The organism is Nocardioides pyridinolyticus, assembly GCF_054653575.1.
Map to the genome: position 1 here is coordinate 74,762 of NZ_BAAIFY010000001.1, position 19,956 is coordinate 94,717.

Annotated in this window: 21 protein-coding genes; 12 read left to right on the forward strand and 9 right to left on the reverse strand. The window is 72.8% G+C overall.

The features are described from left to right. Positions 1 to 19 precede the first annotated feature (19 nt). Together ACYQ0U_RS00450 and ACYQ0U_RS00455 are read left to right on the forward strand one after the other, a co-directional pair. A complete protein-coding gene (locus ACYQ0U_RS00450; RefSeq protein ID WP_459968242.1) occupies positions 20 to 1,126 on the forward strand; it encodes a GuaB3 family IMP dehydrogenase-related protein in 1,107 nt (368 codons plus the stop codon). Beyond that, positions 1,123 to 1,914: a carbon-nitrogen hydrolase family protein gene (locus tag ACYQ0U_RS00455; RefSeq protein WP_459968245.1), complete on the forward strand. Its 792-nt coding sequence runs from the start codon at positions 1,123 to 1,125 to the stop codon at positions 1,912 to 1,914. Before ACYQ0U_RS00450 ends, ACYQ0U_RS00455 begins: the two co-directional genes overlap by 4 nt. On the opposite strand, the gene ACYQ0U_RS00460 is transcribed toward ACYQ0U_RS00455, so the two are convergent. After that, on the reverse strand, positions 1,911 to 2,414 hold the full coding sequence (locus ACYQ0U_RS00460) for a hypothetical protein (RefSeq protein ID WP_459968248.1): 504 nt from the start codon (positions 2,412 to 2,414) through the stop codon (positions 1,911 to 1,913). The two genes, ACYQ0U_RS00455 and ACYQ0U_RS00460, sit on opposite strands and share 4 nt — an antisense overlap. A 72-nt stretch (positions 2,415 to 2,486) precedes the next feature. Here ACYQ0U_RS00460 and ACYQ0U_RS00465 point away from each other — a divergent pair, with 72 nt between their 5' ends. Further along, entirely contained in the window at positions 2,487 to 4,214 is a 1,728-nt protein-coding gene (locus ACYQ0U_RS00465; protein WP_459968250.1) for a glycerol-3-phosphate dehydrogenase/oxidase, read from the forward strand. 101 nt (positions 4,215 to 4,315) lie between these two features. Here ACYQ0U_RS00465 and ACYQ0U_RS00470 read toward each other — a convergent pair whose 3' ends face one another. After that, positions 4,316 to 5,236, reverse strand: a complete 921-nt coding sequence (locus ACYQ0U_RS00470) for a type IV toxin-antitoxin system AbiEi family antitoxin domain-containing protein (protein ID WP_459968252.1) — start codon at positions 5,234 to 5,236, stop codon at positions 4,316 to 4,318. A gap of 180 nt (positions 5,237 to 5,416) precedes the next feature. Here ACYQ0U_RS00470 and ACYQ0U_RS00475 point away from each other — a divergent pair, with 180 nt between their 5' ends. The 4 genes from ACYQ0U_RS00475 to ACYQ0U_RS00490 all read left to right on the forward strand — a co-directional run bounded on the left by ACYQ0U_RS00475 (position 5,417) and on the right by ACYQ0U_RS00490 (position 11,166). Next, positions 5,417 to 7,039, forward strand: a complete 1,623-nt coding sequence (locus ACYQ0U_RS00475) for a succinic semialdehyde dehydrogenase (RefSeq protein ID WP_459968255.1) — start codon at positions 5,417 to 5,419, stop codon at positions 7,037 to 7,039. Continuing rightward, positions 7,036 to 8,748 (forward strand): GMC oxidoreductase, encoded by a 1,713-nt coding sequence (locus ACYQ0U_RS00480; protein WP_459968257.1) that lies wholly within the window; start codon positions 7,036 to 7,038, stop codon positions 8,746 to 8,748. The genes ACYQ0U_RS00475 and ACYQ0U_RS00480 overlap by 4 nt, the downstream gene beginning before the upstream one ends. Before the next feature lie 260 nt (positions 8,749 to 9,008). Then, the gene (gene guaA / locus ACYQ0U_RS00485; protein ID WP_459968259.1) at positions 9,009 to 10,589 is read left to right on the forward strand and encodes a glutamine-hydrolyzing GMP synthase; all 1,581 of its coding nucleotides are present in this window, start codon (positions 9,009 to 9,011) and stop codon (positions 10,587 to 10,589) included. A 124-nt stretch (positions 10,590 to 10,713) separates the two neighbouring features. Continuing rightward, the gene (locus ACYQ0U_RS00490; RefSeq protein WP_459968261.1) at positions 10,714 to 11,166 is read left to right on the forward strand and encodes an SRPBCC family protein; all 453 of its coding nucleotides are present in this window, start codon (positions 10,714 to 10,716) and stop codon (positions 11,164 to 11,166) included. Position 11,167: 1 nt separating this feature from the next. On the opposite strand, the gene ACYQ0U_RS00495 is transcribed toward ACYQ0U_RS00490, so the two are convergent. After that, a complete protein-coding gene (locus ACYQ0U_RS00495; RefSeq protein ID WP_459968263.1) occupies positions 11,168 to 11,458 on the reverse strand; it encodes a YiaA/YiaB family inner membrane protein in 291 nt (96 codons plus the stop codon). A 74-nt stretch (positions 11,459 to 11,532) separates the two neighbouring features. On the opposite strand from ACYQ0U_RS00495, the gene macS reads away from it, so the two are divergent. Both macS and ACYQ0U_RS00505 read left to right on the forward strand, forming a co-directional pair. After that, positions 11,533 to 12,645 (forward strand): MacS family sensor histidine kinase, encoded by a 1,113-nt coding sequence (gene macS, locus ACYQ0U_RS00500; protein ID WP_459968265.1) that lies wholly within the window; start codon positions 11,533 to 11,535, stop codon positions 12,643 to 12,645. A gap of 11 nt (positions 12,646 to 12,656) precedes the next feature. After that, entirely contained in the window at positions 12,657 to 13,268 is a 612-nt protein-coding gene (locus ACYQ0U_RS00505) for a response regulator (protein ID WP_459968839.1), read from the forward strand. On the opposite strand, the gene ACYQ0U_RS00510 is transcribed toward ACYQ0U_RS00505, so the two are convergent. The 3 genes from ACYQ0U_RS00510 to ACYQ0U_RS00520 are packed head-to-tail and all read right to left on the reverse strand — an operon-like array spanning position 13,228 to position 16,792. Continuing rightward, positions 13,228 to 14,787, reverse strand: a complete 1,560-nt coding sequence (locus tag ACYQ0U_RS00510) for a phytoene desaturase family protein (RefSeq protein ID WP_459968267.1) — start codon at positions 14,785 to 14,787, stop codon at positions 13,228 to 13,230. The two genes, ACYQ0U_RS00505 and ACYQ0U_RS00510, sit on opposite strands and share 41 nt — an antisense overlap. Continuing rightward, complete coding sequence (locus tag ACYQ0U_RS00515) at positions 14,784 to 15,599, reverse strand: SDR family NAD(P)-dependent oxidoreductase (protein WP_459968269.1); 816 nt, start codon at positions 15,597 to 15,599, stop codon at positions 14,784 to 14,786. Before ACYQ0U_RS00515 ends, ACYQ0U_RS00510 begins: the two co-directional genes overlap by 4 nt. Continuing rightward, positions 15,596 to 16,792 (reverse strand): cytochrome P450, encoded by a 1,197-nt coding sequence (locus tag ACYQ0U_RS00520; protein WP_459968271.1) that lies wholly within the window; start codon positions 16,790 to 16,792, stop codon positions 15,596 to 15,598. The genes ACYQ0U_RS00515 and ACYQ0U_RS00520 overlap by 4 nt, the downstream gene beginning before the upstream one ends. Before the next feature lie 115 nt (positions 16,793 to 16,907). Here ACYQ0U_RS00520 and ACYQ0U_RS00525 point away from each other — a divergent pair, with 115 nt between their 5' ends. Together ACYQ0U_RS00525 and ACYQ0U_RS00530 are read left to right on the forward strand one after the other, a co-directional pair. Further along, positions 16,908 to 17,414, forward strand: coding sequence for a hypothetical protein (locus ACYQ0U_RS00525; RefSeq protein ID WP_459968273.1), 507 nt, complete (start codon positions 16,908 to 16,910; stop codon positions 17,412 to 17,414). Between the two features lie 43 nt (positions 17,415 to 17,457). Next, positions 17,458 to 17,943 (forward strand): DUF421 domain-containing protein, encoded by a 486-nt coding sequence (locus ACYQ0U_RS00530; protein WP_459968275.1) that lies wholly within the window; start codon positions 17,458 to 17,460, stop codon positions 17,941 to 17,943. Between the two features lie 122 nt (positions 17,944 to 18,065). Here the strand turns inward: ACYQ0U_RS00530 and ACYQ0U_RS00535 are convergent, their stop codons facing one another. Further along, on the reverse strand, positions 18,066 to 18,683 hold the full coding sequence (locus ACYQ0U_RS00535) for a flavodoxin family protein (protein WP_459968277.1): 618 nt from the start codon (positions 18,681 to 18,683) through the stop codon (positions 18,066 to 18,068). A gap of 24 nt (positions 18,684 to 18,707) precedes the next feature. Further along, entirely contained in the window at positions 18,708 to 19,043 is a 336-nt protein-coding gene (locus tag ACYQ0U_RS00540) for a DUF3140 domain-containing protein (protein ID WP_459968279.1), read from the reverse strand. A gap of 59 nt (positions 19,044 to 19,102) precedes the next feature. Between ACYQ0U_RS00540 and ACYQ0U_RS00545 the strand changes: the two genes are divergently transcribed. Next, the gene (locus ACYQ0U_RS00545; protein ID WP_459968281.1) at positions 19,103 to 19,750 is read left to right on the forward strand and encodes a UdgX family uracil-DNA binding protein; all 648 of its coding nucleotides are present in this window, start codon (positions 19,103 to 19,105) and stop codon (positions 19,748 to 19,750) included. A 28-nt stretch (positions 19,751 to 19,778) separates the two neighbouring features. On the opposite strand, the gene ACYQ0U_RS00550 is transcribed toward ACYQ0U_RS00545, so the two are convergent. Further along, positions 19,779 to 19,925 carry a GPGG-motif small membrane protein gene (locus ACYQ0U_RS00550; protein ID WP_459968283.1) on the reverse strand — a complete coding sequence of 49 codons (147 nt, stop codon included), beginning with the start codon at positions 19,923 to 19,925 and terminating at the stop codon, positions 19,779 to 19,781. Positions 19,926 to 19,956 lie beyond the last annotated feature (31 nt).

Genomic DNA, 19,956 nt, shown 5'->3' on the forward strand with positions numbered 1-19,956 from the left:
CGGCGGATAGTCTTCTCCGGTGACCGACATCGAGATCGGCCGGGCCAAGCGCGCCCGGCGCGCCTACTCCTTCGACGACATCGCGATCGTGCCCTCGCGGCGCACCCGCGACCCCGAGGAGGTCAGCACCGCCTGGCAGATCGACGCCTACCGCTTCGACCTGCCGGTGCTGGCCGCGCCGATGGACTCGGTGATGTCGCCGTCGACGGCGATCGCCCTCGGCAGGTTCGGCGGCCTCGGCGTGCTGAACCTCGAGGGCATCTGGACCCGCTACGAGGACCCGAGCGACCTGCTCGAGGAGGTCGCGGGGCTCCAGGGCACCGAGGCGACCGCGCGGCTCCAGCAGATCTACCGTGAACCGATCAAGGCCGAGCTGGTCGTGGAGCGGCTGCGCGAGATCCGCGAGGCGGGCGTGACCGTCGCCGGCTCGCTCTCGCCTGCGCACACCAAGGAGTTCGCCAAGGCCGTCGTCGACGGCGGGGTCGACATGTTCGTCATCCGCGGCACCACGGTCTCGGCCGAGCACGTCTCCTCGCAGGCCGAGCCGCTCAACCTCAAGGAGTTCATCTACGAGCTCGACGTGCCGGTGATCGTGGGCGGCTGCGCCACCCACCAGGCGGCGCTCCACCTGATGCGCACCGGTGCCGCCGGCGTCCTCGTCGGCTTCGGCGGCGGTGCGGCGCACACCACCCGCACCGTGCTCGGCGTCGCGGTCCCGATGGCCTCGGCCGTCGCCGACGTCGCCGCGGCCCGCCGCGACTACCTCGACGAGTCCGGCGGCCGCTACGTCCACGTCATCGCGGACGGCTCGATCGGCAAGTCCGGTGACATCGCCAAGGCGATCGCCTGCGGCGCCGACGCCGTGATGGTCGGCTCGCCCTTCGCCCGCGCGACCGACGCGCCCGGCCGGGGCTTCCACTGGGGCACCGAGGCGCACCACCACGACCTGCCGCGCGGCCAGCGCGTGCAGTTCGAGACCGTCGGCACGATCGAGGAGATCCTCTTCGGCCCCTCGCGGGTCGCCGACGGCACCATGAACCTCATGGGCGCGCTCCGCCGCTCGATGGCCACCACCGGCTACACGGAGCTCAAGGAGTTCCAGCGCGTCGAGGTGGTCGTGGAGTGAAGGTCGCGGCCGGCCAGGCCGTCTCGGTCTCCGGCGACCTGGCCGCGAACGTCGCGACCGCGGCCCGGCTGACCGCGCGCGCTGCCGCGGAGGAGGTGCGCGTGCTCGTGCTGCCCGAGGCGTTCCTGACCGGGTACGACGCCACCGCGTTCCGTGGCCCGCTGCCGTCGGCCGATGAGCTGGACGACGGCTGGCTGGACCCCGTCCGCACGGCCGCGGCCGAGGGCGACGTGGTGGTCGTGGTGGGCACCGCGCTGCGGCGCGGTGAGCACCGGCGGCTGTCGCAGGTGGTGGTCCGGCCGGACGGCAGCACGACGGCGCCGTACGACAAGCAGTTCCTGGACGGCCTCGAGAAGGAGGTCTTCACCGTCGGCGACCACGGCACGTCGATCACCGTCGACGGCCACGAGCTGGGGCTGTCGATCTGCTACGACGGCTGCTTCCCCGAGCACGCGCAGGCCGCGGCGCTCGACGGGGCGGTCGGCTACCTGAGCTCGGCGGCGTACTTCCCGGGCGGTGAGCACCGCCGCGACCTCTACTACGCCGCGCGGGCCGTCGAGAACGGGATGTACGTCGTGTTCGCCGGGCTCACCGGCCCCTGCGGCGCCTACTCCTTCATCGGCGGCTCCGCCGTCTACGACCCCGAGGGCCGGACGCTCGCGAGGCTCGGCGAGGAGGAGGGCCTGGCGATCGCCGCGACCGACGTGGCCCTCGTCGAGGCCACGCGCGAGCGGCACACGATGGTCTTCGACCACCGCGCCTCGCTCGGTCCGCGCGTCCGCATCTAGTCCTCGATCAGCCCGCGGTTGCCGCCGAGCAGGTGGACGGCGTGGCGGATGGACTCCAGGTGTGCACCGGTCGCGCGGACGATACGGATCGGGTTGCCGGGGGAGTAGTGGCTCCACTGCGTCGGCAGGTACGCCGCCCGGGGCGTGCGCCTGAGCGAGGAGGTTGTCCGCGTCCGCCGTCGAGACCGCGAACTCCTCGTCGGCCGGCGGCACGAACCCGTTGAGGCCGTAGGTTCCATCGGGTCCCAGTCGTAGCGCTTGCCGGTCCCGGCGGCGTCCTCGGCAGCGCTCGCCCACACGGTGTTGTGCCAGAGGAGGTCGCCGCCCATGACCAGGTTGAACGAGCGCGGTCCGGGGTCCTCGGCCGGTGTCGGATCGGCGGTGGGTGCGGGTGTGGCGGGGGCGGAGTCGACCGCGACCGGCGTCCGCGGGGCCGGGGCGTCCTCGCAGCCGGTGGCCACGACCAGCAGGGCCGCCAGCGCGGCTGCCGTCCCCGTCACTCGGCCATGGGTACGGCTCCTGGTGACGGGCGAGGACACATCGGCGATACCGGCGTTTGCCAGACTGGAGACATGAGCCACCCCAGTGCCCTCAGCCCGGACGCCCGGGACGCCGCACTCGCGACGATGCAGGGCGTGGGCGGCCAGACCGAGCTCGACGTGCTGGTGGTCGGCGGCGGGATCGTCGGCGCCGGCACCGCGCTCGACGCCGTCACCCGCGGCCTGTCGACCGGCCTGCTCGAGCAGCGCGACCTGGCCAGCGGCACGTCGTCGCGCTCGTCCAAGCTCGTGCACGGCGGGTTGCGCTACCTGGAGATGCTCGACTTCGCCCTGGTGCGCGAGGCGCTCCAGGAGCGCGGGCTGCTGCTGACCCGGCTGGCGCCCCACCTGGTCCGGCCGGTGCCGTTCCTCTACCCGCTGACCCACCGCGCCTGGGAGCGGCCCTACGTCGGCGCGGGCCTCGCGCTGTACGACGGCCTGGCGATGGCCGGCCGCTACGGCTCCGGCCTGCCCCGGCACCGCCACCTCTCGCGGCGGTCGGTCGCGCGGATCGCCCCCGACTTCAACCCGGCCTCGCTCGCCGGGGCCATCCGGTACTACGACTGCCAGGTCGACGACGCCCGCCTGGTCACGACCATCGCCCGCACCGCGGCCGCCCACGGCGCGCACGTGGCGACGCGGGTCAAGGTGACCGGGTTCCTCCGCGAGGGCGAGCGCGTCGTCGGCGTACGCGCCCGCGACCTCGAGCACAACCGTGACGTCGAGGTCCGCGCCCGGGTGGTCGTCAACGCCGCCGGCGTCTGGACCGACGACCTCCAGGAGATGGTCGGCGGCCGGGGGTCGCTGCACGTGCAGGCGTCCAAGGGCATCCACCTGGTCGTGCCACGCGACCGGATCCGGTCCGAGGCCGGGTTCATCGTGCGCACCGAGACGTCCGTGCTGTTCGTGATCCCGTGGGGCCGGCACTGGATCATCGGCACCACCGACACCCCGTGGGACCTCGACAAGGCCCACCCGGCCGCGTCCCGCACGGACATCGAGTACGTCCTCGCCCACGTCAACGCGATCCTGCGCGAGCCGCTCGACCACTCCGACGTGGAGGGCGTCTACGCGGGCCTGCGGCCGCTGCTCTCCGGCGAGTCCGAGCCCACGTCCCGGATCTCGCGCGAGCACACCGTCGTCACGCCCGTGCCCGGACTCGTGATGATCGCCGGCGGCAAGCTCACGACGTACCGCGTCATGGGCCGCGACGCCGTCGACGCCGCCGCTCACTCGCTGACCTCCACGCTCGGTCTCACCGTGCGTCCCTCCATCACCGACCGGGTGCCGCTGCTCGGCGCCTCTGACTGGGAGACGCGCTCGAACCAGCGGGTGTTGCTGGCGCGGCGGTCCGGTCTGCACGTCGCGCGGATCGACCATCTCCTCGGCCGGTACGGGGGCCTGGTCGACGACCTCCTCGCACTCATCGCGTCGCAGCGCTCCCTGGGCCTCCCGCTCGAGGGCGCCGAGGACTACCTCGCCGCCGAGGTCGTCTACGCCGTCACGCACGAGGGCGCCCGCCACCTCGACGATGTCCTCACCCGCCGCACCCGCATCTCCATCGAGACCTTCGACCGCGGCGTCTCCGCCGCACCTCACGCCGCCGCGCTCATGGCCGACGCCCTCGGCTGGGACGCCGCCCGCACCGCCGACGAGGTCGACCACTACCTCCGCCGGGTCGAGGCCGAGCGGCAGTCGCAGCTCAAGCTCACCGACCAGGAGGCCGACGAGGCGCGGGTGTCGGTGCGGGACATCGTGTAGCGGCGGGCGGTGGCGGGTTTCACCGGGTACCCGGTGAAACCCGCCCGACACGCCGGTGGCTCACGGCGTGTCGGGCGGGTTTCACACGAGAGGTACGACGATCAGGCGGCCCACGTCCGGCCGAGGAGCGTCGCGCGGATCCGGGCGACGGTCCGCTCCGGGCGATAGAGGTCGGCCCAGACGATGCGGATGCACCGCCAGCCGGTGACGCCGCAGATGAGCTCCTCGCGCCGCTTCTCCCGGAGCACGGTGTCCGTCACCGACTCGCCGGGTCGGCGGTGCCGGAGGTATTTCACCTTGCCGTCGAACTCGAGGAACGCGCCGAGCGCCGGCCAGGCGAAGTCGACGCGCGCCAGGAGGCGACCGCGACCGTCGAAGATCTCGTACTGGGGGATGGGCTCCGGGACCTGGTGCCGCCACATCAGCCAGTCGGCCCTGGTCTCCCCGGCGGATTCATGACGACCATCGGCTCGGTCGAGGACGATGTGGAATCCGAGACTGTGCGGATGGTTCGCCATCGCGGCGCTTCGCCTGCGGAGAAGCGGAACGGTCGTCTCGCCCGCATGGAGCAACCCGTCGACGACGACCAGGGCGTGCTCGGCGTCGGTCACGGTGACCACGTCGAGGGCGGTCCTCGTCCCGCTGGTGACCGGAAGGCCACTCCTCCGCGTGACGTCCTCGACGAGTGCCGACCCGCAGTGCGGAACCCGGCCGGCCTGTCGCCGGTCGGCGTTGCCGTCCAGGCGCAGGACGTGAGTCTCGTCGCCGAGGTCCCAGACGGGTACGCCGAACGCGTCGGCCGCCGTCGGGCCGGACAGGACGGTCGGCGTCCGCGTGCACCGCAACGTGGCCTCTGCGGTCAACAGCCGTCGGGCGGCGTCGTCGAGTCCGGCCCAGTGGGGTCCCGCCGTGTAGGCGCCGTGGCGGAGTCGGTGCAGGTCGCCCGAGGCGACCATGCGGGTGATCGCCTTGTCGGTGTACCCGCCTGCGAGGAGCTCGCGGGTCAGCATGACCTCGGACATGGCAGGACTCATTCCGCACCGGGGAGGCCGGCAACCAGCGAGATCACGAGCTGTGGACAACGTGCCCCGAGGCCCCGGGCAGCCCAAACCGCGCGCTTGACATCCAGTATCAATGTGTAAAACACCACAGAGCACTACTCGTGGGTAGTGTCGGAGACGCGGGTCACATACGCTCGGTACATGAGCGCCCCGAACCCCGCATCCGCCGGTGGCCCGGTCGTGGACGGCCCGCACGACCCGGAGCACGACCCGCGCGCGTCGTACGCCCTCGAGCCCGAGTACACCGCCGCGCTGACCAGGCGGCTGGTGGCGACCACCGGGCAGACGGCGGAGGTGCGCTCGCCGCTGGACGACGCGCCGCTCGCGCACATCCCGCAGTCCAGCGAGGAGGACGTCGCCGAGGCGTTCGCCCGGGCCCGCAAGGCCCAGGTGGCGTGGTCGCGCACCCCGCTGGACCGGCGCGCGGCCGCCTTGCTGCGCCTGCACGACCTGATCCTGGACCGCCAGGACGAGATCATCGACCTGATCCAGCTCGAGTCCGGCAAGGCGCGCAAGCACGCCTTCGACGAGCCGCTGCACGTCGCGCTCACCGCCCGCTACTACGCGCGTACGGCGCACCAGCACCTCGACCCCCAGCGCAAGATCGGCGTCGTGCCCGGTCTCACCCGGGTGGAGGTCAACCGCATCCCCAAGGGCGTCGTCGGCATCATCTCGCCCTGGAACTACCCCTTCACGATGGCGCTCTGCGACGGCCTCCCGGCCCTGCTCGCCGGCAACGCCGTCGTCGCGAAGCCGGACGCTCAGACCATGCTGTCGGCGCTGCTGGCCAAGGAGCTGCTCGTCCGGGCCGGCTTCCCCGAGGACCTCTGGCAGGTCGTCGCCGGGCCGGGCCCGGAGATCGGCGGCGCGATCGTCGCCCGCGCCGACTGCGTCTGCTTCACCGGCTCCACCGCGACCGGCCGCAGGATCGCCCAGGGCTGCGCCGAGCGGCTGATCGGCTGCTCGCTCGAGCTCGGCGGCAAGAACCCGCTGCTGGTGCTGCGCGACGCCGACCTCGAGAAGGCCGCCGAGGGTGCCCTGCGCGCGTCGTTCTCCAACTCCGGCCAGCTCTGCGTCTCGATGGAGCGCATCTTCGTCGCCGACCAGGTCTACGACCGGTTCGTCGAGCGGTTCGTGGCCCGCGTCGAGGCGATGACGCTCGGCGCCACCATGGACTGGGGCAACGACATGGGCCCGCTGATCTCCCAAGCGCAGCTCGACACCGTCACGGCCCACGTCGAGGACGCCGTCGCCAAGGGCGCCCGCGTGCTCACCGGCGGCCGGCCGCGCCCCGACCTCGGCCCGTACTTCTTCGAGCCGACGGTCCTCGAGGGCGTCAGCCCCGACATGACGTGCTTCGGGCACGAGACCTTCGGGCCGGTCGTCTCGCTCTACCGCTTCCACGACGAGGCCGACGCCATCGCCCGCGCGAACGACGGGCAGTACGGCCTCAACGCCTCGATCTACTCCCAGGACGGCGCCCGCGCCCGCGCGATCGCGCAGCTCATCAAGTGCGGCACGGTCAACATCAACGAGGCGTTCGCCGCCACGTTCGCCAGCCTGGACGCCCCGATGGGCGGCATGCGCGAATCCGGCATGGGCCGGCGCCAGGGCAGCGAGGGCGTCCTGCGCTACACCGAGACCCAGTCGGTCGCGACGCAGCGGCTGATCCGCTTCGCCCCGCAGCTCGGCATGTCCGACGAGACCTACGCGAAGGTCATGACCGCGAACCTGCGCCTGATGAAGAAGCTCGGCCGGGCATGAGCTTCGACTACGACGTCCTGGTCGTCGGCTCCGGCTTCGGCGGCTCGGTCGCCGCGCTGCGGCTGACCGAGAAGGGCTACCGGGTCGCGGTCCTCGAGGCGGGCGCGCGGTTCGAGGACGACGACCTGCCGCAGACGTCCTTCGAGACGACCAAGTACCTCTTCCGTCCCGAGATCGGCTGCTACGGCATCCAGCGCATCGACGCGCTGCGCGACTGCCTGATCGTCTCCGGCGCCGGCGTCGGCGGCGGGTCGCTCGTCTACGCGAACACGCTCTACGAGCCGCTCGCGCCGTTCTACTCCGACGCGCAGTGGAGCCACATCACCGACTGGCGCGACGAGCTGGCGCCGTACTACGACCAGGCGAAGCGGATGCTGGGCGTGGTCGAGAACCCGCTGCGCACCCCGTCGGACGACGTGATGGAGAAGGTCGCCGCCGAGATGGGCGTGGGCGACACCTTCCACCCGACGCCGGTCGGCGTCTTCTTCGGCGGCCCGGGCGCGGGCATGGGCCAGGAGGTCGACGACCCGTTCTTCGGCGGCGCCGGCCCCACCCGGCGTACCTGCACCGCATGCGGCTCCTGCATGACCGGCTGCCGCCACAACGCCAAGAACACGCTGGTCAAGAACTACCTCTACCTCGCCGAGCAGAACGGCGCGCGGGTCCTGCCGCTGACCACGGTCACCCGGGTGCGGCCGCGCGACGGCGGCGGGTACGACGTGCACGTCCGCTACACGAAGGCCAAGGTCAACCGCCGGTCCGCGCGGCGGGTGCTGACCGCCGAGCAGGTCGTGTTCGCGGCGTCCGCGCTCGGCACGCAGCGGCTGCTGCACCGGATGCGCGACGAGGGGCACCTGCCGCGGCTGTCGTCGCGCCTGGGCTACCTGTCGCGGACCAACTCGGAGTCGATCGGCGGCGTGATCGCGCCCGACACCTCGGTCGACTACAGCCAGGGCATCGCGATCACGTCGAGCTTCCACCCCGACGAGAGCACCCACATCGAGCCGGTGCGCTACGGGCGGGGCAGCAACCTGATGTCGCTGCTCCAGTCGGTGCTCACCGACGGCGACGGCGACGAGCCGCGCTGGCGCACCTGGCTGCGGGAGATGTGGCGACAGCGCCGCGAGGTCAAGAACCTCTACGACATGAAGCACTGGTCCGAGCGCACGGTGATCGCGCTGGTGATGCAGAGCCTCGACAACTCCATCACGACCTACACCAAGCGCGTCCCGGGCACGAAGCGCCGGTACCTGACCTCCAAGCAGGGCCACGGCGTTCCGAACCCGACCTGGATCCCCGCTGGCAACGAGGCGATCCGGAAGATGGCCCAGATCATGGGCGGCCTGGCCGGCGGCGCCGTGGGTGACGCCTTCAACAAGCCGCTGACCGCGCACTTCCTCGGCGGCTGCGCGATCGGCGACTCGCCCGACACCGGTGTCGTGGACGCCTACCAGCGCGTCTACGGCTACCCCGGCCTGCACGTGGCCGACGGCTCGGCGATCTCGGCCAACCTGGGCGTGAACCCGTCACTGACGATCACCGCCCAGGCGGAGCGCGCCATGTCGTTCTGGCCGAACAAGGGGGAGTCGGACCCGCGGCCCCAGCTGGGTGCGGCGTACCGCCGGGTCGCGCCGGTGACCCCCGCGGCCCCGGCCGTCCCCGACGACGCGCCGGGCGCCCTGCGGCTGCCGATCGTCGGCGTGTCCTGACCCGTGTCCTGACCGGCCGCCGAGTGCCGTCGGAGACCGTCGAAAAAAGATCTGAACCGGCCGTCGCAGGCCGTAACCGGGGTCAGGACGCGTCGTTGAGACGAGCGGACCCGGTCATAACGCTCCCTCCCCCCGCCGGGTCCCATGTCCAGGCTCTGTCCAGCAGACGCGTGGACGATCAGGGCCCGGCCATCCCTCCCTCCCCGGCCGGGCCCTGATGCGTTTCCGGATGCCGGTGGGGGGCTCGATAGGCTCAGCACATGAACCCGGCTGCGGAGCACGATCTGGTCCTGGTGGTCGACTTCGGGGCCCAGTACGCCCAGCTGATCGCCCGCCGCGTGCGCGAGGCGCGCGTCTACTCCGAGATCGTGCCCCACACGATGCCGATCGCGGAGATGCAGGCCCGCAACCCGAAGGCGATCATCCTGTCCGGCGGTCCGTCCTCGGTCTACGAGGAGGGCGCCCCGACCATCGACCCCGCCGTCTTCACGAGCGGTACGCCGGTGTTCGGCATGTGCTACGGCTTCCAGCTGATGGCGCGGGGGCTGGGCGGCGAGGTCGCGCACACCGGCTTCCGGGAGTACGGCCGCACCTCGGTCGACATCGTCGAGAACGGCACGCTGCTCTCCGAGGTGCCGCAGCAGCACACGGTGTGGATGTCCCACGGCGACTCGGTGACCGCGGCGCCCGACGGCTTCGACGTGCTCGCGTCGACGGAGAAGACCCCGGTGGCGGCGTTCGAGAACGTCGACCGCGGCCTCGCCGGCGTGCAGTGGCACCCCGAGGTGCTGCACACCGAGCACGGCCAGAAGGTGCTCGAGCACTTCCTCGTCCAGATCGCGCACTGCCGCCAGACCTGGACCATGGTCAACATCGTCGAGGAGCAGATCGAGGCGATCCGCGAGCAGATCGGCGACCGCGGCCGGGCGATCTGCGGCCTGTCCGGCGGGGTCGACTCCGCGGTGGCCGCCGCGATCGTGCAGCGCGCGATCGGCGACCGCCTGACCTGCGTCTACGTCGACCACGGCCTCATGCGCCAGGGCGAGACCGAGCAGGTCGAGCGCGACTTCGTGGCCGCCACCGGCGTGGACCTCAAGGTCGTCGACGCGGAGAAGCAGTTCCTCGACGCACTCGCCGGGGTGACCGACCCGGAGCAGAAGCGGAAGATCATCGGCCGCGAGTTCATCCGGGTCTTCGAGGCGGCCGAGGCCCAGATCCTCGGGGACGCCGTGAAGGAGGGAGGCGACAAGGTCGCCTTCCTCGTGCAGGGCACGCTCTACCCCGACGTCGTCGAGTCGGGCGGGGGAGCGGGCACCTCCAACATCAAGTCGCACCACAACGTCGGCGGCCTGCCCGACGACCTCGAGTTCGAGCTGGTCGAGCCGCTGCGCACGCTGTTCAAGGACGAGGTCCGGCTCGTCGGCGAGCAGCTCGGGCTGCCGACGGAGATCGTCTGGCGGCACCCCTTCCCGGGTCCGGGCCTGGGCATCCGCATCATCGGCGAGGTCACGCGGGAGCGGCTCGACATCCTGCGCGAGGCCGACGCGATCGCGCGCGAGGAGCTGACCCGCGCCGGGCTCGACCGCGACATCTGGCAGTTCCCGGTGGTGCTGCTGGCCGACGTCCGCAGCGTGGGCGTCCAGGGCGACCACCGCACCTACGGCCACCCGGTCGTGCTGCGGCCGGTCACCTCCGAGGACGCGATGACCGCGGACTGGGCCCGGCTGCCCTACGACGTGCTCGAGCGGATCTCGACGCGGATCACCAACGAGGTCCGCGAGGTGAACCGCGTCACGGTCGACATCACCTCCAAGCCGCCGGGCACCATCGAGTGGGAGTGATCTTGCGGGTTTCTTGCCCCGAAACGGTCATGCGGGACCCGAGGAGCCGGTAGAGTCCTTCTCGAACCGCCGGGGACCCGAGACCCCGGCGGTTCTTCCATTCCCGGCTGGGTACTGGCCGCGCATGTCGACGAACACCCGATTGATCCACGCCACGCCCGAGCAGGTCTGGGACGTGCTCGCCGACGGCTGGCTCTACCCGCTCTGGGTGGTCGGTGCCTCGCGGATGCGCGAGGTCGACGACCACTGGCCGGCGGTCGGGGCGCAGCTGTACCACTCGGTGGGCACCTGGCCGCTGCTGATCAACGACTCCACCGAGGTCGTCGACGCGACCCCGGGCGTGCTGCTCAAGCTCCGGGCGCGAGCCTGGCCGACCGGCGAGGCCGACGTCATCATCCGGCTGTCCGCCGTCGGCACCGAGACCGAGGTGACCATCGAGGAGGACGCCGTCAGCGGGCCGGCCAGGCTGATCCCCAAGCCGGCCCGCGACCTGCCGCTGAGCTGGCGGAACGTCGAGACGCTGCGGCGGCTCGCGTACATCGCCGAGCGCCGCGTGGTGGGCGCCGACGTCGACTGAGTCAGCTGACCTGCTTCCACGGGTCGTGGTCGGACAGGATCTTGTCGACGCGGGCCTGGTCGAGCCGGGCGACGACGTGCTGGTTCTCCTGGGCGTCGCGGACGCACTTGGCGAGCGTGAACGCCGAGGTGGTGAGGAAGATCGTGGAGAGGGCCAGGAAGGCCTTGGGCCACGGGTCGGCCGGCAGGTAGTAGACGGCCACGAGCATCGCGAAGAGGGCGAGGCCGAAGGCGATGGCGGCCTGGGCGTAGAAGGCGGTCGTGTTCTTCGGGGCGGGCGTGTTGTTGTCCATGGCTCCACCCTGGCCGCGCGGCGCCCGGGGTCGCATGCGCACGGATACTCACTTCGTTTGCGACACTGCCGCGTGTGAGCGCCTCGACGTCGCCCGCCGCCATCGCGGTCGAGAGCCGGCTGTTCCATGCGCTCGCGGTGCTGCGGGTGGTGGTGCTCGCCAACGCCCTCGCGCTCAGCGCCTACCGGTTCGACAACTTCCAGCGACCGGCCGTCGGGCTCGCCTGCCTGGCGGTGATGGTGCTGTGGACCGGCGTCGCCACCTGGGCGTACGCCGAGCCGCGCCGTCGTACGCCGCCGCTGCTGGTCGCCGACCTCGCGATCGCGCTCGGGCTGCTCCTGGCCAGCCCGGTGGTCAAGGGCGAGGGCTTCAACGCCAGCGTGCCCGGCTTCTGGGTGATGGGCGCGCTGGTCGCGTGGGCGATCCACTGGCGGCTGGCCGGCGGCCTCGTCGCCGGCGCCCTGCTCGCGACGGCCGACCTGCTGGTGCGCCAGGACCTCGCCCAGTCCGACTACGGCAACGCCTTCCTGCTGGTGATCGGCGGCCCGATCATCGGCTTCATGTGCGGCTCCCTCCAGGAGATGGCGACCGAGCGCGACCAGGCCGAGCGCTCCGCCGCGGTCGCGGCCGAGCGCGCCCGGCTGGCCCGCGCGGTCCACGACGGCGTGCTCCAGGTGCTGGCGCTGGTGCAGCGCCGGGGCGGTGACCTCGGGCCGCTGGCGGGCGAGCAGGAGCGCCGGCTGCGGGCGCTGATCCGCGCGCAGGACGACCTCGCCCCGACGACGGAGGGCACCGTCGACCTGGTCGCCGAGCTGACCGCGCTCGAGCGGCGTCCGGGCGTCACCGTCTCGACGCCGGGCGCCCCGGTCGAGCTGCCGGCGGGTACGGCGCACGAGCTGGTGGCCGCGGTCGGCGCGTGCCTCGACAACGTCCGCGCGCACGTCGGCGACAACGCCCCGGCGTGGGTGCTGCTCCAGGCCTTCCCCGACCGGGTCGAGGTCTCCGTGCGCGACGACGGGCCCGGCATCCCGGCGGGCCGGCTGGAGGAGGCCGCGGGTCAGGGCCGGCTCGGCGTCAGCGCGTCGATCCGGGGAAGGATCGCCGAGATCGGCGGCACCGCCGAGCTGGCGACGGGGTCCTTCGGGACCGAGTGGGAGATCGTCGTACCGAAGGAGGCACCAGCGTGAGCATCAAGGTGATGGTGGTCGACGACCACCCGATGTGGCGCGACGCGGTCGAGCGGGACCTGGCCGACGCCGGGCTGGACGTCGTGGCGGTGGCGGCCAACGGACGCGAGGCGGTCGCGCGGTTCCCGGCGGCGCGGCCGGACGTGGTGCTGCTGGACCTCCAGATCCCCGAGCCGGACGGGGTCGCGGTGACCGCGGCGATCGCGCAGCGGTCCCCGGAGACGCGGGTGCTGATCCTCTCCGCGTCGGGGGAGCAGGCCGACGTGCTCGCGGCGGTGAAGGCGGGCGCGACCGGCTACCTGGTGAAGTCCGCGTCGCGCGAGGAGCTGGTGGACGCGGTGCGCCGGGTGGCGGCGGGCGAGCCGGTGTTCACCCCGGGGCTGGCGGGGCTGGTGCTGGGGGAGTTCCAGCGCGACCCCGAGCAGACGCCGCTGACCGAGCGCGAGACCGAGGTGCTGAAGCTGGTCGCGAAGGGGTTGTCCTACCGGCAGATCGCCGAGCGGCTCGTGCTGTCGCACCGCACCGTGCAGAACCACGTGCAGAACACGCTGCGCAAGCTCCAGATGCACAACCGGGTCGAGCTCACCCGCTACGCCATCGAGCAGGGTCTCGACGACGACTAGCGATCGCGGCGCGTGCGGCGTTCATGCCGCATGCGCCGTGCACGCCGCCCCCGGGGTGTGCGGCGGCCGAGCCCAGGAAGAGCCCGCGGACCGGCGTCTCGGCCCGGCCGAGCCCGGGGACCGGGCGGAACACCAGCTGCTGGTGCAGCTGAGCGGTGCCGCCGTTGACGCCGCCACCGATGAGGTTGGCGTTGCGGCTCTCCAGCTCCCGGGGCCCGAGGACCCGGCGGGCGAGGACGCGGTCGCCGAACCCCGGCGCGAGCTCCTCCAGCCGGGCCTGCATCCGGTCGGCGAACCGCTCGGTCGCGGACGCGTCCCACGCGCCGCCCTGCGGCACGTGCGTGTAGGCCCACATCGACTCGGTGCCCGCCGGTGAGCGGGTCGGGTCGGTCGTCGTCATCTGGCCGGTGAGGAGGAAGGGCCGCGCGGGGATCGTGCGGGACCCCACCTGGTGCAGGGCCTCGGACATCTCGTCGACCGAGTCCGCCACGTGCACCGTGCCGGCGGCGTAGGGCTGCTCGACCCGCCACGGGACGGGGCCGCTCAGCGCCCAGTCGACCTTGACGGTGCCCGGGTCCATCTCGAAGTCGCGCATCGCGGTGTGCACGCGGCGGGGGAGTGCGTCGGCCGGGACCAGCCGTCCGTACAGGGCCGGGGCCGAGACGTCGGCGACGACGGCGTGCCGGGCGGCGTACCGCTCGCCGGTGGCGGTGCGGACCGCGCGGGCGCGCCTGCCGGACACCTCGATGGCGACGACCTCCTGGCCGGTGAGCACCTCGGCCCCGCCGGCGCGGAGCCGGCGGCCGAGGGCCTGGGCGAGCTCGCCGGCACCGCCCCGGGGGACCGGGAAGCCGACCGTCTGCCCGAGCATCGTCAACAGCACGCCCATGAGCGCGGAGCCCGGGGCGTCGAGCGGGATGTCGGCGTGGCCGGCGTTGCCGCAGAGCAGCAGGCGGGGCCCGGCGCCACCGAACCGGTGGCGGGCGAGCTCGGCGATCGGCGTGAGCATCTCGCGCACGAAGCCGAACCCGCCGACCGACCGGAGCCGGGCGGCCGCCGCCAGTCCGTGCCGGACGGGCGGGAACGGGGACAGCAGCGCGCCGACGATCGACGGCCCGATGCGGTCCCAGTCCGCGCACAGGTCCAGCCACGCCTCGCCGTCACCGGGATGCTGCTGGTCCATGATCGACGCGGTGACCTGGCGGTCGCGGTGCAGCACGGCCCACTGGTCCGAGTCGGGCATCAGGTGCCCGAGGGCCGCGGGCGCGTGCACCCACTCCAGGCCGTGCCGCTCGAGCTCGAAGCCCTGGATCGTCGCCGACGCGGCGGCCAGGGGGTAGAACGCGCTGAACGTGTCCTGGACGAAGTCGGGGTGCAGCTCGCGGTCGCTCGCCACCGCACCGCCGATCTGCGGCTGCGCCTCGAGCACCAGCACCGACCAGCCGGCGTCCATCAGGTGGTTGGCCGCGACCAACCCGTTGGGGCCGGCCCCGACCACCACGGCGTCGTACGTCGTCATCGCAGCACGTTCCCCGAGGTCGGCGGGACGGGCCGGTCGTGGTCGACGGTCAGCCGCTGGGCCAGCGGACCGACCAGGCGGTCGTAGACCTTCGGAAGGAACGTGAAGCCGAAGCGGATCACGTCGTTCGCCACGCTCAGCTGGGCCGGCAGGAACGGCAGCCGGACCCGGGCCAGGATCTGCCGGGCCGCCCGCTCTGCGGAGCTGTACGGCGGGGGCGGTCGCCCCTGCCACCCGAGGTAGTTAGCGGCGTTCGGGTAGATGGGGGTGTCGACGCCGCCGGGCGCCACGTAGCCGATGTTCAGGTCGGGCACGTCGCGGTTCTCCAGCCGCAGCTGCTGCGCGAGGGCGCGCACGCCCCACTTGCTCACGACGTACGGCGTCATGGTCGGGACCGTGACGTGACCCAGGATCGAACCCACGAACAGGAGTGTCCCAGCCTCCTGGCGCCGCAGCACCGGCACGACATGCCGGGCGACGTTGGCCGCGCCGAGGAGGTTGGTGCGCAGGACGCCGTCGAACACCTCGACCGGCACGTCCTCGGTGCGGCCGTAGGAGACGACGCCGGCGTTCGAGATCACCAGGTCGAGCCGGCCGAAGCGCTCGAGCGTCGTGTCGACCAGGGCGGCGACCTCGTCGTCGGAGCCCACGTCGGTCGGCACCACGAGGGTCTCGGCCTCGCACTCCTCGGCGACGGACTCGAGCGCGGCCTTGTCGCGGGAGGCGAGCACCACCGAGGCGCCGCGCCGCGACGCCTCGATCGCGGTCGCCCGCCCGATGCCGCTGGACGCGCCCGTGACCACGACGATCATCCGCGGACCACCAGCCCGCGGTGCGGCAGCGTCGGGATCCGCTCGGGATCGTGCGCGGTCTCGCCGACCGTGTCGTAGGCGGTGTCGGCCAGCACCCGCGCGGTCTCGGCGAGGATCCGCACGGTGAGCGGCTCGCCCGGGCAGCGGTGCCCGGTGTGCGGGTCGCCACCGCCCTGCGGCACGAACGCGAACGCGTCGGGCATCGCGTCGGGCAGGAAGCGCTCCGGCAGGAAGGACTCGGGCTCGGACCACCAGGCCGGGTCGCGGTCCGTGCCGGGCACGTCGAGCACGAGCAGGTCGCCCGGCTCGACCCGCGTCCCGCCGATCTCGGCGGGCGAGGTCACCCGACCGGCGAGCGCGGGCACGAACGGGCAGGTGCGCCTGGTCTCGTGCCCGAACGCGCGCCGGCGCTCGCCGGCCGGGTCGTCGTGGAGGAGCGGCCGCCACTGGGGATGGGCGGCGAGCTCGCGGGCCAGGAAGGTGCCCGGCCACGCCACGGCCACGGTCGGCCGCAGCACGTTGAGCAGCTCGACGCCGGCGACGGCGGCGGCGAGGTCGCTGTCGGCGAGGACGCGGAGGGCGGAGCCCGCAGGCGGGACGTGCGCGCCGGAGCGCGTCTCCTCGACCAACCGCCGGGCCCAGCCGTTCATCCGCAGCCGGGCCGCCCAGGCCCGGGGGTACGCCGCCGCGGCACCGCCGAAGCCGTCGACGATCGCCGCCAGTCGGTGGCTGACGCGTGTGGCGCGGGTGGCGGGGAGCTCCACGCCCGCCCAGGCGAGCACGGCGGCGCCGTACACCTCGACGAGCTCGTCGAACACGGTCACCTCGCGCCCGGCCCAGCCCTCGAGCCGCCGCTCGAGGTCGCGCCCGATCGTGGCGGCGAGGGCGTCGACACGCTCCGGATCGAGGATCTCGAAGAACAGCTGCTTGCGCTGCCGGTGCTCGGCGCCGTCCAGCCCGTGCACGGCGCCGGAGCCGAAGAGCAGGTTCCGGAGCGGCGGGGGTACGGCGGTGGCACGCTCGACCGCCGACTCGTCGTAGAACAGCCGGGCGCCCTCCCGGCCGCGGACGACCACGGCGCGGTTGCCGAGCAGCGAGGACTCGAAGACGTCGGCGCCCGCGTGCGCCCTCCGCTCCTCGGGCAGCGCGCGGTAGCCGGATCGCCAGAGGTGCAGCCCGAGATCGGTGGGCATCGTCAGCCCTTCTTCGCGGCCGCCTTGCCGCCCGTGCGACCTACGTACTGCTTCTCGTTCGTGACGTCCGAGGACTCAGAAGGCATGCCGGTGGGTACCCCATGGGCGATCCGCCATGCAGACACTCGACGGGTTGGAGTCCCGAGCCCAGGGCCACGCCGCCGCCTGGACGAAGCGTGGCTTCCTCGTGCTGCTCCTGGTCTTCGTGCTCACCGGGGTGGCCGGGTTCCTCGGCGTCCGGACGACGACCGCGAGCGACGACGCCGACGGCTGGGAGCTGCACGTCCGGCACGCCGAGATCGCCCGCTCGGGCCTCGACGTCCCGTGGGAGGTGACCGTGCACCACGAGGGCGGCTTCGGCAAGGAGGTCGTGCTCGCGGTCACCGGCGACTACTTCGACATCTTCGAGACCCAGGGGTTCACCCCGGAGCCCAGCGACGCGACCCGCGATGCCGACACGCTCGTGCTGACGTTCACCGCGCCGCCCGGCGACACGTTCGTCGTCGGGTACGACGCCTACATCCAGCCCGCCGCCCAGCAGGGCGCCGACGGGACCATCGCCGTGCTCGACGGCGGCACACGCGTCGCGTCGGTCGACTTCAGCACCGCCGTGCTGCCGTGAGGCTGCCCTGACACTGCCGTGAGATTGCCGTGAGGAGGACGCCGTGGAGATCGTGATCCGCGCCCTGGTCATCTTCGTGTTCCTGTGGCTGGTCACCCGTGCGGTCGGTCGGTCGTCGCTCGGCGAGCTCAGCACGTTCGAGCTGCTGCTCTACGTGACCATGGGCGACCTGGTGCAGCAGGCCGTCACCCAGCAGGACTACTCGGTCACCGCCGCGATGCTCGCGGTCGGCACCTTCGCCCTCCTGACGGTCCTGCTGTCGTGGAGCCAGTGGCGCTTCCCGCGGCTGCGGCCGGCGCTGACCGGCCGACCGGTGCTCGTGTTCTCCGATGGCTCGCCCGACGTGGACAGCATGAGACGGGAGCGGCTCGCGATGGCCGACCTGCTCGTCGCGGCGCGGCAGCAGGGCATCCGGAACTCCACCCAGATCGAGTACGCCGTCCTCGAGGCCGACGGCCGGATCTCGTTCTTCACCTATGACACGGGCGTGGAGGACGAGGGCGCGCCGAGCAAGCCCGCGCCGGGCTAGCCCTGGCATTCTCGCCAAAGTTCACCGCTTGGGGTGAGATAGCGATTCCCCCGGGGGGTACTGACTGTGCGGCGGCGGGCGCCGGCACTCACGCAGAGTCGGACCCGCCGCCCGAGTGTCCCTCAGGACGTCGGCGGGTACGGCCCGTCCTTGAGCAGCCGGGCCAGGTGCGCGGCGTTCTTCGCCGCCGTGGCCGTCGTGGACGCGGTCTTCTCCGGCGTCTCGTCCAGGTCGTTGTAGTCGGTGCCCTGCATCGCCTCGCCGACCCAGTACGTCACGGCGTTCGCCGCGATGCTGAAACCGGTGTCGTTGAGCGCCTGGAGCACCTCGGCGCTCACATGGTGGGCGCCGTCCTCGTTGCCGACGACGGCGACGAGCCCGACCTTCCCCTCGGTGAGCATCCGTCCCTCGTCGTCGGTCTCGCCGAGCTCGGCGTCGAGCCGCTCGAGCACCATCTTGCACACGGACGACGGTTGGCCGAGCCAGATCGGCGTCGCGATCACGAGGAGGTCGCTGCCGAGCAGCTTGGCGCGGATCCCGGGCCAGGCGTCGCCGTCCCCCTCGTCGGTGCTGACGCCGAACTTCACGTCGTGGTCGACGACTCGCACGAGCTCACCGGTCGCGCCCTCCTCCTCGAGCGCGTCCAGGACCTGCCGGCCGAGCAGCTCGGAGCTGGAGGGCGCGGGCGAGGGCTTGAGCGAGCAGACGAGGACGAGGGCACGGAGCGGGACGTCGGTCATGGGGTCTCCTGTCGGACGGGACGGTCAGGCGGGCTTGAGCGGGTCGTGTCCGACGTTCATGAGGCGACGCCGCCACGCGGCCTCGCCCGCCGTCGGCTCGAGGTCCTCGCGGCGCTCGGACAGCACCCGCTCGACGACCTGGCCCATCACGTCGACGTCGTCCGGCGTGAGGTCGGAGCGGCGCTTGCCGAGGATGTCGAGGACCCGGTGGCCGAGGTGGCTGCCTGCCTGCTCGGGGACCTCCTCGGCGTCCTCGCCGGCGCCCTGGACCATGAGCCAGTCGCGCAGCTCGCGCGAGGTCATGTTGACCACGCGGTGGAACTCGTCCCAGAGCTCGTCGTCGACGATGCTGTCGGCCATCGGTCTCCTCCTTGCGACGTCGGTGCGTTCCCCCTCAGTAACCCGGGTACCGCCGGGGCATGTCCGAGGACCGTCCGGGGGCCCAGCACTGGGTGCCCGACCGGCTGAGCCTCCGCGCGCTGCGCGAGGCCGCCCAGGAGTGCCGGGGCTGTGAGCTCTACCGCGACGCGACCCAGGCCGTGATGGGAGAGGGCCGGCGCGACGCCGCGGTCATGGTGCTCGGCGAGCAGCCGGGCGACCACGAGGACCGGGAGGGGGAGCCGTTCGTCGGCCCGGCCGGCAAGGTGCTCGACGAGGCCCTCACCGACGCCGGGATCGTGCCCGAGGACGTCTTCCGCACCAACGTTGTCAAGCAATTCCGCTGGTCCGGCACGCGCGGCAGGCAGCGCATCCACCAGTCACCGACCCGCGCGCACGTCGCGGCGTGCGCACCGTGGCTGGCCGCGGAGCTGGAGCTCGTGCGCCCGGCCGGCGTCGTGCTGCTGGGCGGGACCGCGGGGAAGGCGGTCTACGGACCGGCGTTCCGGGTGGGCGAGGCACGCGGTCGCGTGCGGGACTGGCCGGGGGACTTCGCGGTGGGTCGTACGCCGGCGTGGGTGCTGCCCACCACGCACCCGTCGGCGGTGCTGCGCGCCGACGACCGCAGGGCGGCGTACGAGGAGCTCGTCGCCGACCTGCGGGTCGCGGCGCAGCAGCTGGCCGGCTAGCCAGCCGGCGCTCAGCTGTGTCGGTCAGCTATCTCGTGAACAGGCTGTAGCCGCCGGGGCCGACTGCGAAGCCGACGATGATCAGCACGATGCCCCAGAGCCACGCGCCCTTGAAGAGCTGGACGATGCCGGCGATCACGAGGATGACGGCGATGATCCACAGCAGGAATGCCATGCGGGGGTACCTCCCTCTCGGTTGACGAGGG